Below are 12311 nucleotides of genomic sequence, written 5' to 3' on the forward strand. Positions count from 1 at the left end.
GAAAATACATCTCTTCGGCCCTATTTTAATGTTTATTCAGCAGAAACGACTTCTGTGTCAAGCTCATCTTTTTCGATGCGGATTTGACGATAACGTTGCATACCAGTACCTGCTGGAACAAGCTTACCGATAATTACGTTCTCTTTTAATCCAAGAAGCTCATCACGTTTACCCTTAATTGCTGCATCTGTTAACACACGAGTTGTTTCTTGGAATGATGCAGCAGATAAGAATGACTCTGTTTCAAGAGAAGCTTTTGTAATACCAAGGATCACTGGACGACAAGTTGCAGGGTTTTTGCCATTCATCACAGCATCTGCATTTGCCTCTGAGAATTGGTGGATATCTAGTAATGAACCTGGTAGTAATTCTGTATCACCAGCTTCAATTACACGAACTTTACGAAGCATTTGGCGAACCATTACCTCAATGTGTTTATCCCCAATTTCTACCCCTTGCATACGGTATACTTTTTGAACTTCTTTTAATAAATATTCTTGAACAGTTGAAACGTCTTTGACTTTTAGCAATTGTTTTGGATCGATAGAACCCTCTGTTAAAACTTGACCACGTTCTACATTATCACCTTCGATAACTTTTAGACGTGCATTATAAGGTGCTTGGTATTTACGAGTTTCTACGTCACCTTGAATAGTAATTTCTTTTAAGCCTTCACGAATTTCTGTGATATCTGAAACAGTACCAGCAATTTCTGAGATAACAGATTGACCTTTTGGATTACGTGCTTCAAAGATCTCTTGGATACGTGGAAGACCTTGTGTAATATCATCTCCGGCAACCCCACCTGTATGGAATGTACGCATTGTTAATTGTGTACCTGGTTCACCGATTGATTGAGCTGCAATAATACCAACTGCTTCCCCAACTTCAACCTTTTCACCTGTTGCCAAGTTCATGCCGTAACATTTTTTACATACGCCATGTTTTGTATTACATGTAAATGCTGAACGGATTGTCACTTCTTCAATACCAGCCTCGATAACTGCACGAGCGATATCTTGGTCGATTAATCCGTCTTTTTCTAGAATCACTTCACCAGTTTCAGGATGGAAGATTGTTTTCTTCGTATGACGACCAACAATACGCTCATCAAGAGCCTCAATTAATTCAGTGCCTTCCATTAATGCGCCAATTGTTAAACCGCGGTCAGTACCACAGTCATCTTCACGCACAATAACATCCTGTGCAACGTCAACAAGACGACGAGTTAAGTAACCTGAATCGGCAGTTTTTAGGGCAGTATCGGCAAGACCTTTACGAGCACCGTGAGTAGAGATGAAGTACTCTAATACTGTTAAACCTTCACGGAATGAAGATTTAATTGGAAGTTCGATGATACGACCAGCCGGGTTGGCCATCAGTCCACGCATACCAGCTAACTGAGTAAAGTTAGATGCGTTACCACGGGCACCTGAATCAGACATCATGAAGATTGGGTTTGTTTTCTCAAGTGATTTCATCAGCTTCGCTTGAATTTCATCTTTCGCAGCACTCCAACTTGAGATTACACGATCATAACGCTCATCTTCTGTGATGAAACCACGACGGAATTGCGCTTGAACTTTATCCACTTTTTCTTGAGCTTCAGCTAAAATTTCACCTTTATCTGGTAATACCACGATATCAGATACACCTACTGTAATACCAGCACGTGTTGAATATTTGAATCCTAGGTTTTTCATGCGGTCAAGCATTTTAGATGTTTCAGTAATGTGGAAACGTTTAAATACTTCTGCAATGATATTACCTAAGAATTTTTTACGGAATGGATTTACAACTGGTACAGATGCAAAATATTTACGTAATACAGCTGTACGTTGTGCATCGATTTTCCCTTTTTCATCAAGATTTTTGTAAGCATTATCTGATTCAAGCTCTTTTAGCGTTTCTTCGTCAATTGTTAAATTAGCGAAGTATTTTTCAGGTGTTTCATGCTCTAAGTTGAAATCAGTTGGCTCATTGATGTACGGGAATGACTCAGGCAATATTTCATTAAAGATAACTTTACCAACAGTTGTTAATAAGAACATATTATTTTGTTCTTCTGTGAATGTTGGGTTATTTAACGAACTTGCTTTAATAGCGATACGTGTATGCAAATGTACATGACCTGTGTCATAGGCAATTAACACTTCATTTGGACCATAGAATACAGTACCTTCACCACGAGCACCTTCACGTTCAAGTGTTAAGTAGTAGTTACCTAATACCATATCTTGAGATGGTGTTACAACAGGTTTACCGTCTTTTGGATTCAGGATGTTTTGCGCAGCAAGCATTAGAAGACGAGCTTCAGCTTGTGCTTCAGCTGATAACGGTACGTGAACCGCCATTTGGTCACCATCGAAGTCAGCGTTATAAGCTGTACATACTAATGGGTGAAGACGGATCGCACGGCCTTCAACTAGTGTTGGTTCAAATGCTTGAATACCAAGACGGTGAAGCGTTGGTGCACGGTTTAGTAGTACTGGATGCTCACGGATAACATCTTCTAAAACGTCCCATACGTCGTTGTTTAAACGTTCGATTTTACGTTTAGCAGATTTAATGTTATGTGCAAGACCACGTTCTACTAGCTCTTTCATTACGAATGGCTTGAATAATTCGATCGCCATTTCTTTCGGTAAACCACATTGGTACATTTTTAAGTTTGGACCTACTACGATAACGGAACGACCAGAATAGTCAACACGTTTACCAAGTAAGTTTTGACGGAAACGACCTTGTTTACCTTTCAACATATGTGAAAGTGATTTTAATGGGCGATTACCTGGACCAGTTACAGGACGTCCACGACGACCATTATCAATTAGTGCGTCAACAGCTTCTTGTAACATACGTTTTTCGTTTTGTACGATGATGCTTGGAGCACCTAAATCTAATAAACGTTTTAAACGGTTATTACGGTTAATTACACGACGGTATAAATCGTTTAAATCTGAAGTTGCAAAACGTCCACCATCTAATTGCACCATTGGACGAAGCTCTGGTGGAATAACAGGTAGTACATCTAAAATCATCCATTCAGGTGAGTTACCTGAGTTACGGAAAGATTCGACAACTTCAAGACGTTTGATCGCACGAGTACGTCTTTGACCTTGTGCAGACTTTAACTCTTCTTTTAAAGATTGTGTTTCATCTTCTAGGTCAATTTTGCCTAATAATTTTTTGATTGCTTCTGCACCCATTGAAGCTTCGAATGTGTTTCCGAATTTTTCACGGTATGCACGGTACTCTTTTTCAGAAAGTAATTGCTTGCTTTCTAAATTTGTAGCACCTGGTTCAATCACAACGTATGATGCAAAATAAATAACTTCTTCTAATGCACGTGGTGACATATCTAAAATTAGACCCATACGGCTAGGAATACCTTTGAAGTACCAGATGTGAGAAACTGGTGCTGCTAATTCGATGTGTCCCATACGTTCACGACGAACTTTAGCGCGTGTTACTTCAACACCACAACGATCACAAACAACGCCTTTATAACGTACACGTTTATATTTACCACAATGACATTCCCAGTCCTTAGTTGGACCAAAAATACGCTCACAGAATAAACCATCTTTTTCTGGTTTTAATGTACGGTAGTTAATAGTTTCAGGTTTTTTAACCTCACCATATGACCAAGAACGAATCTTGTCAGGAGATGCTAAACCAATTTTCATATATTCAAATTCATTAACGTCTATCAAGGAGCCTACCTCCCTCTAGTATAGGTCTTTATAAAGACTCTTTTACGCAGCTCGATAATCGTTTGCAAAGAATTGCCTCTTTGGCAAAGGATTAGAAATAGAATGATTTATTAAAAGAAAAAGCCAGGCAGGGCGTTAAATCCTGCCCGGCTAATTTGAAAAATAAGTTTGACCTATTCACAACTGTGAATTTGGTTTTCCATTATTCAAAAGACTCTACTGGCTCTTCTTCTGTATCTGGCTGTGGTGCAATGTTAAGTGCGTCAGCTGGTTGAAGATCGTCTTCTTCATCTAGATCACGAAGTTCTACTTCTTCATCATTAACTGTTAACATCTTAACATCCATACCAAGAGATTGAAGTTCTTTAATCAATACTTTGAATGATTCTGGAACGCCTGGCTCTGGTACACTTTCACCTTTAACGATGGCTTCATAAGTTTTCACACGACCAACAACGTCATCGGATTTAACTGTTAAAATTTCTTGAAGTGTATAAGCAGCACCATATGCTTCAAGTGCCCATACTTCCATCTCACCAAAACGTTGTCCACCAAATTGCGCTTTACCACCAAGTGGCTGTTGCGTAACTAGTGAGTAAGGACCAGTTGAACGTGCATGAAGTTTATCGTCAACCATGTGAGCAAGTTTGATCATGTACATGATCCCAACTGATACACGGTTATCGAATGGTTCACCTGAACGTCCATCATACAGGATTGTTTTACCATCACGGTTCATACCTGCTTCTTCCATCGTTTCCCAAACATCTTCTTCATTGGCACCATCAAATACTGGTGTAGCCATATGAACGCCAAGGTAACGAGAAGCCATACCTAAGTGCAACTCTAAAACTTGTCCGATATTCATACGAGAAGGTACACCAAGTGGATTTAACATAATATCAACAGGCGTGCCATCTGGCATGAATGGCATATCTTCCTCTGGTAAGATACGCGAGATAACCCCTTTGTTACCATGGCGTCCGGCCATTTTGTCACCAACGCGGATTTTACGTTTTTGAACAATATAAGCACGAACTAATTGGTTAACACCTGGTGGTAATTCATCGCCATCTTCACGGTTAAATACTTTAACGTCAAGAATGATACCGCCAGCACCGTGTGGTACACGTAATGAAGTATCACGAACCTCACGAGCTTTTTCACCGAAGATTGCGTGTAGTAAGCGTTCTTCAGCTGTTAATTCTGTAACCCCTTTAGGCGTTACTTTCCCTACTAGAATATCACCATCACGTACTTCTGCACCGATGCGGATGATACCACGTTCGTCTAGGTTACGAAGTGCATCTTCCCCAACGTTAGGAATATCGCGAGTGATTTCTTCAGGTCCAAGCTTTGTATCACGAGACTCTGATTCATATTCTTCAATATGAACAGATGTATAGACATCGTCTTTTACAAGGCGCTCACTCATAATGACAGCATCCTCATAGTTAAAGCCGTTCCATGTCATGAATGCAACTAATACGTTACGTCCAAGAGCTAGTTCGCCTTTTTCCATTGAAGGGCCATCTGCTAAAATGTCACGTGGTTTCACACGCTCGCCTACTTTTACAAGTGGACGTTGGTTATATGAAGTACCTTGGTTTGAACGAATGAACTTTTGTAATTTATATTTCGTTAAATCGCCTTTAACCTCTTTACCGTCTACGACTTCAATGCGGCGAACATGGATAGAGCGAGCTTCAACGTGCTCAACAATACCATCATATTTTGCTACTACAGCTGCACCTGAATCACGCGCATCAACATGTTCCATCCCAGTACCAACGAATGGTGCTTCTGGGTTAAGAAGTGGAACTGCTTGACGTTGCATGTTGGCACCCATAAGTGCACGGTTCGAGTCATCGTTTTCTAAGAATGGGATACATGCAGTCGCTGCAGAAACTACTTGTTTAGGAGAAACGTCCATGTAGTCCATTTGAGCTTTATTGAATACTGTATTATCCCCACGGAAACGACCTACTACTTCGTCGTTAGCAAAAGTACCGTCTGGATTTAACGGAGAGTTTGCTTGTGCTACGTAGTAGTTATCTTCTTCATCAGCTGTTAAGTAATCAATTTGGTCCGTTACTCGACCTGTTTCATGGTCAATACGACGATATGGTGTTTCGATGAAACCAAATTTATTTACTTTGGCAAATGAAGATAATGAGTTGATTAACCCAATGTTTGGACCCTCTGGTGTCTCGATTGGACACATACGACCATAGTGAGAGTAGTGAACGTCACGTACTTCGAAACCAGCACGTTCCCGTGTTAAACCACCAGGTCCTAATGCAGATAAACGACGTTTATGTGTTAACTCTGCTAATGGGTTTGTTTGGTCCATGAATTGTGATAATTGAGAACTTCCGAAGAATTCTTTAATTGACGCAATTACAGGACGAATATTAATTAATTGCTGTGGTACGATCGCAGCTGTGTCGTTAATTGACATACGCTCACGTACAACACGCTCCATACGAGATAAACCAATACGGAACTGATTTTGTAGTAACTCACCAACAGAACGTAGGCGACGGTTACCTAAGTGGTCAATATCATCTGTAGCTCCTACTTGGTAAAGTAAGTTGAAGAAATAACTTACTGAAGCTAAAACGTCAGCAGGTGTAATATTCTTCACTTCTTCATCAATGTACGCATTACTAATGATATTAATTTCTTTTTGCGCTTCATCTTTTGGTGCATAAATCTTAATAGATTGGATGGTTACATCATCCTCAAGTACACCACCAACTTGTGATAAAGTGCGGAAACCGATACCTTTCGATGAATCTTCAAGGTAAGGTAGGATTTTATCTAAAGTACGACGATCAAGTACAGTACCTTTTTCTACTAAAATTTCGCCTGTTTCTGGATCTACAAGCGTTTCAGCAATCGTTTGGTTAAATAAACGATTCTTAATATGAAGCTTTTTATTCATTTTGTAGCGACCAACATTCGCTAGATCATAACGTTTAGCATCAAAGAAACGAGAGTATAATAAGCTCTTCGCGCTCTCTACTGTTGGTGGCTCACCTGGACGTAAACGTTCATAGATTTCTAAAAGTGCCTTTTCAGTACTTTCAGAGTTATCTTTTTCTAACGTATTACGTAAATACTCGTTATCACCGATAATATCGATAATCTCTTGGTCTGAACCGAAACCTAACGCACGAAGTAACACTGTTACTGGTAGCTTACGAGTACGATCGATACGCACATATACTACGTCTTTTGCATCTGTTTCGTACTCTAACCACGCACCGCGGTTTGGAATAACTGTAGCGCCAAAACCTTTTTTACCGTTTTTATCAGTTTTATCATGGAAATACACACTTGGTGAACGAACTAATTGTGAAACGATAACACGTTCAGCACCATTGATAATGAACGTACCTGTTTCAGTCATTAATGGGAAGTCACCCATGAAGACATCTTGTTCTTTCACTTCGTCTGTTTCTTTGTTGTAAAGACGTACTTTCACACGTAATGGAGCTGCGTAAGTAACATCTCGCTCTTTACATTCATCAACATCATATTTAGGCTCACCTAATGAATAATCGATGAATTCTAATGAAAGATTACCTGTAAAGTCCTCGATCGGCGAAATGTCACGGAACATTTCACGTAAACCTTCTTCAAGGAACCACTCGTAAGACGCCGTTTGAATCTCAATCAGATTTGGAAGCTCAAGCACCTCTTTAATACGCGCAAAGCTTCTACGCTGGCGGTGTTGTCCGTACTGAACTAGTTGACCTGTCAACTCATTCACCCCTCAATAAAGCGATATTAGGTCTTTGCAAAATCATACAAATAGTGTATGATTTCGAAAGACAAAAAGAAAACGAGTCTTCAAAAAGATCTCATTTTCGGTTAACTAAACTTATCTTGGCAAGTATACCCACATTAAAACAAAATTATACAAAAAGGGCATACGACCTCAAAATAATATTTTTGCATTGTATCATATTATCATAGCCGATTTGTCAAGTCAATAAATTATACATATTTCATTTATTTTTTTGCACGTACTATCCAGTATCCTTTTTTCTTCTCAACAACATCGACTTCTGAAAATTTTCCTTCCAAGTAACTCACTGTCGATGGCGCTCCCTGTTTCTTCTGGATTACTACCCAAAGCTCACCTGAAGACACTAGTCGATCATAAGCTCCATCGTAAAAGCGGAAAATCGTTTCCTTCCCCGCACGAATTGGTGGATTCGTTAAGATAGCTGCTGCTTCCACATCGTTATCAACCATCGATAGGCCGTCACTCACAAATATTCGCACATTTTGAACACCGTTCACTTGCGCATTTTTTTGCGAAAGCGCAACTGCACGTTCGTTTATATCCATCATAAAAACGGTACGGTCTGGATTTGTTTTGGCAATCGATAACCCTATTGGACCATATCCACAGCCTACATCAAAAATCGCACCATCAATATCTGGCATTTGAAAAGCGTCTATTAAAACACGGGATCCAAAATCTACTTCGCTTTTACTAAAAACACCTGCATCCGTTTCAAAAGTAAACGAATGCCCCAGTAACTTGAATGTCCAGTGACGTGGTTTACTCTCAGTTTGAGGCTTGCTTGTATAATAATGATCTGACATTTTTTCACGCCTCCTCAGAATGAAGAAAAAAGCTCGCCAAAATGACGAGCTTTCCTTTTGTTAAAAAGTAACGCGAGATTACTTAACTTCTACAGATGCGCCAACTTCTTCAAGTTTAGCTTTGATTTCTTCAGCTTCATCTTTAGAAACGCCTTCTTTAAGAGCTTTAGGAGCGTTATCTACTACTTCTTTAGCTTCTTTAAGACCTAAACCAGTGATTTCACGAACCACTTTGATTACTTTAATTTTTTCTGCACCAGCAGATGCTAATACTACGTCGAACTCTGATTTTTCTTCAGCAGCGCCAGCAGCACCACCAGCAACTACTGCTACAGGAGCAGCAGCTGTTACACCGAATTCTTCTTCGATAGCTTTTACTAAATCGTTTAATTCAAGAACTGTCATAGCTTTGATAGCTTCTAAGATTTGCTCTTTATTCATTATAATTTCCTCCTAATTGGATAATGTTTTATTGTTTGCGATCAGGCCGCAGAAGTGTTGCAGCGTATTAAATTACGCGCCTTGTTCTTCTTTTTGTTCTGCAACAGCTTTTGTTGCAAGTGCGAAGTTACGCACAGGAGCTTGAAGTACAGATAAAAGCATAGAAAGTAGACCTTCGCGTGATGGAAGTTCTGCAAGTGCTTTAACATCTTCAACAGAAGAAATCGTACCTTCAATAATACCAGCTTTAATTTCTAAAGCTTCGTTTTTCTTAGCGAACTCATTGATGATTTTAGCAGGCGCTACAACATCTTCATTTGAGAACGCAATTGCGTTAGGACCAACTAATACGTCGTTGATTCCTTCAAGACCAGCAGCTTCAGCAGCACGACGAGTTAAAGTGTTTTTGTAAACTTTGAACTCAACGCCAGCTTCACGAAGTTGTTTACGAAGCTCAGTTACTTGTGCAACGTTAAGACCACGGTAATCCACAACTACTACAGAAGAAGCGTTTTGGAATTTTTCAGTAATCTCTTGAACTTGTACTTGTTTGTTTTCGATTGCTTTGCTCATGATGACACCTCCTATTAGAATGGGTCATTTATACCGACAAAAGAAAAGCCTCTGAGTCAAATAGACACAGAGGCTGAAAGTCATCATCTTTAAATAAGAATCTGAATTCCGATGTCCTCGGTAGGAACATTAAGTGACAAGTCACTCCTACTGTCTACGGTACAAATGGATAATTCACAACAGCAATCATGATATCATGTATGATTGCTGTTGTCAACATATATATAAATTATTTTACTACTACATTAGCAGCGTCAATTTTAACAGCTGGACCCATTGTAGTTGTAACGTTTACAGATTTCATGTAAGTACCTTTAGCTGCAGCAGGTTTTGCTTTTTGCACTACATCAAATACAGCTAAGAAGTTTTCTACTAATTTTTCTGCTGAGAAAGAAACTTTACCGATAGGAGCGTGGATGATACCAGCTTTATCAGCGCGGTATTCTACTTTACCAGCTTTGATTTCTTCGATAGCTTTTGTTACATCAAAAGTAACTGTACCAGTTTTAGGGTTTGGCATTAAACCTTTTGGTCCTAAAACGCGTCCAAGTTTACCAACTTCACCCATCATGTCAGGAGTTGCTACGATTACATCGAAATCAAACCAACCTTGTTGGATTTTTTGGATGTACTCTGCATCACCTACATAGTCAGCGCCAGCTGCTTCAGCTTCTTTAAGTTTTTCACCTTTCGCGAATACTAATACGCGTTGAGTTTTACCAGTACCGTTTGGAAGCACTACTGCACCACGGATTTGTTGGTCGTTTTTACGAGTATCAATACCTAGACGGAAAGCAACTTCTACAGTAGCGTCGAAGTTTACTGTGCTAGTTTTTTGAGCAAGTTCGATTGCTTCTTGAGCACTGTATAGTGAGTTACGATCAATTAATTTTGCTGCATCTTGCAGTTTTTTACCTTTTTTAGCCATTATATATTTCCTCCTTGATTGTGGTTATAGCGGATTTTACCTCCCACGAATAAAGGTTGCGTGTTCACAAAGAAACTTCGCAACCTTCCAAAAAACAAAACATCAAGTAAATGGGATTAGTCTTCGATAACAATACCCATGCTTCGTGCAGTACCTTCAACCATTAACATAGCAGCTTCTACTGAAGCAGCGTTAAGGTCTGGCATTTTAGTTTCAGCGATTTCGCGAACTTTATCACGTTTAACCGTTGCCACTTTTTTACGGTTTGGTTCACCAGATCCAGATTGGATACCAGCTGCTACTTTAAGTAGAACTGCTGCAGGTGGAGTTTTTGTAATGAAAGTGAAAGAACGGTCCTCGAATACTGAAATTTCAACTGGAATAATAAGACCAGCTTGATCAGCAGTACGCGCATTGAATTCTTTACAGAATCCCATGATGTTCACACCCGCTTGACCTAATGCAGGACCAACCGGTGGAGCTGGGTTAGCTTTACCAGCAGGGATTTGAAGTTTTACAACTTTAATAACTTTTTTAGCCACGAGACACACCTCCTTAAGTCCGTGATGTGGTAATTGGGTTGCCCCTCCCACTCAATATCTGTCTGTCAGCTAATTGCCGATAACATTAAAATTATCATTACAGATGTCAAACCAAAGTATGACAGTCTGACCTATGAAATGATACCACTTTTAATTTTTTTAAGCAAGTAGTAATTAACAAAATCTGCGAAACATCTACCAATTGACATGCTCACAGTTCTATTATTGGAACTATAATTTTTGAATTTGTTCGAAATCTAGCTCCATAATCGTTTCGCGACCAAACATATCAACTGTCACTTTTACTTTGCCTTTTTCCGTGTCAATTTCTTCAACACGTCCTTGGAAATGAGCAAACGGCCCTTCTAACACTTCCACTGCTTCACCAACCGTTATATCCACTTCTACAACCTTATCAGTCATACCCATTTGTTGTAGTAAACGGTCCGCTTCTTCTGGCAGTAAAGGAGTTGGTTTTGCTCCACCACCAGATGAACCGATAAAGCCCGTAACACCCGGTGTATTTCGAACTACATACCAAGAATCGTCTGTCATAATTAACTCTACTAATACATAACCAGGGAAAACTTTACGCATCATTGTACGTTTTTTCCCATCCTTCATTTCTGTTTCCTCGTGCTCTGGCACAATCACACGGAAGATTTTATCTTGCATTCCCATTGTTTCTACACGTTTCTCTAGGTTTGCTTTTACACGATTTTCATACCCAGAATACGTATGAACAACATACCAATTTTTCTCCATAATTAATAGGACTTCTCGTCCGTCCCTCCCTTACAAATAAAAGTGAAAATGATTTGCGATATGCTCAGCGCATTCTTTACTCTTTTCACAAACATCTCATTTGAAAATCTTATTTTCGCTAATAGTAAGCAAAAGCTTGCGGATATATACCGAAACTAGCATAGTCATCTATCGCTACTATCATACTCTCCTAGTAGCATCCTTATCATAATGAGAATAAATTACTGCTCTTCATTTCACCTAACCAATAATATGGAGCTACGATTGAATGAAGATAAAACAAACGAAAAAACCCGTTATTGCTATGGACGGGCTATTTCAAAAGTATGCTATTTACTAAATTATAAATCTAAGTACCAGCGGAATAATGATGAAATGCCTAAGTCAACTAACACAAAAAATAAAGCCATAATGACTACAGTTGAAATTACAACGACTGTATATTTCGTCAGTTCTTTACTTTTTGGCCAGCTTGTCTTGCGCATTTCCGACATTACATCGCTGAAAAAGCCTTTGATCTTGCCCATTCTAGCTTAACCTCCGAATCAATCATATCTGTCTATTTTCATATCATTTTTATAGCGTTTGTTTATGCACTGTATGTTCATTGCAATGCGAGCAAAATTTCTTTAATTCGAGACGTACAGTAGATCCTTCTTTAGCCGGGAACGTGTAATTTCTCGATCCACATTTCTCGCAAGTCAGCACGACTTTTTTTGCCAT

The 12311-nt window shown here is 39.3% G+C and carries 10 protein-coding genes and 1 other annotated feature; all 10 genes read right to left on the reverse strand.

Annotation, left to right across the window (positions count from 1 at the left end; all coding sequences use genetic code 11):
• Positions 1-32 precede the first annotated feature (32 nt).
• Positions 33-3716, reverse strand: a complete 3684-nt coding sequence (rpoC, locus tag MKY49_RS21985; RefSeq protein ID WP_274794959.1) for a DNA-directed RNA polymerase subunit beta' — start codon at positions 3714-3716, stop codon at positions 33-35.
• Between the two features lie 202 nt (positions 3717-3918).
• Complete coding sequence (gene rpoB, locus MKY49_RS21990; protein WP_274794960.1) at positions 3919-7494, reverse strand: DNA-directed RNA polymerase subunit beta; 3576 nt, start codon at positions 7492-7494, stop codon at positions 3919-3921.
• Positions 7495-7736: 242 nt separating this feature from the next.
• On the reverse strand, positions 7737-8339 hold the full coding sequence (locus tag MKY49_RS21995; protein WP_312506407.1) for a class I SAM-dependent methyltransferase: 603 nt from the start codon (positions 8337-8339) through the stop codon (positions 7737-7739).
• Between the two features lie 78 nt (positions 8340-8417).
• Positions 8418-8780 carry a 50S ribosomal protein L7/L12 gene (gene rplL, locus MKY49_RS22000; RefSeq protein ID WP_274794962.1) on the reverse strand — a complete coding sequence of 121 codons (363 nt, stop codon included), beginning with the start codon at positions 8778-8780 and terminating at the stop codon, positions 8418-8420.
• Positions 8781-8852: 72 nt separating this feature from the next.
• Positions 8853-9353, reverse strand: a complete 501-nt coding sequence (gene rplJ, locus MKY49_RS22005; RefSeq protein ID WP_025116453.1) for a 50S ribosomal protein L10 — start codon at positions 9351-9353, stop codon at positions 8853-8855.
• A gap of 32 nt (positions 9354-9385) precedes the next feature.
• Positions 9386-9531, reverse strand: a sequence feature (ribosomal protein L10 leader region).
• Positions 9532-9582: 51 nt separating this feature from the next.
• Positions 9583-10281: a 50S ribosomal protein L1 gene (gene rplA / locus MKY49_RS22010; protein WP_274794963.1), complete on the reverse strand. Its 699-nt coding sequence runs from the start codon at positions 10279-10281 to the stop codon at positions 9583-9585.
• Between the two features lie 116 nt (positions 10282-10397).
• Positions 10398-10823: a 50S ribosomal protein L11 gene (gene rplK / locus MKY49_RS22015; RefSeq protein WP_004233593.1), complete on the reverse strand. Its 426-nt coding sequence runs from the start codon at positions 10821-10823 to the stop codon at positions 10398-10400.
• Between the two features lie 231 nt (positions 10824-11054).
• Positions 11055-11588 (reverse strand): transcription termination/antitermination protein NusG, encoded by a 534-nt coding sequence (gene nusG, locus MKY49_RS22020; RefSeq protein WP_274794964.1) that lies wholly within the window; start codon positions 11586-11588, stop codon positions 11055-11057.
• A 341-nt stretch (positions 11589-11929) separates the two neighbouring features.
• Entirely contained in the window at positions 11930-12115 is a 186-nt protein-coding gene (gene secE, locus MKY49_RS22025; protein WP_205446172.1) for a preprotein translocase subunit SecE, read from the reverse strand.
• A gap of 49 nt (positions 12116-12164) precedes the next feature.
• On the reverse strand, positions 12165-12311 hold the full coding sequence (gene rpmG / locus MKY49_RS22030) for a 50S ribosomal protein L33 (RefSeq protein WP_274794965.1): 147 nt from the start codon (positions 12309-12311) through the stop codon (positions 12165-12167).

This window comes from Lysinibacillus sp. FSL M8-0134, from assembly GCF_038069745.1.
Lineage (GTDB): Bacteria > Bacillota > Bacilli > Bacillales_A > Planococcaceae > Lysinibacillus > Lysinibacillus irui.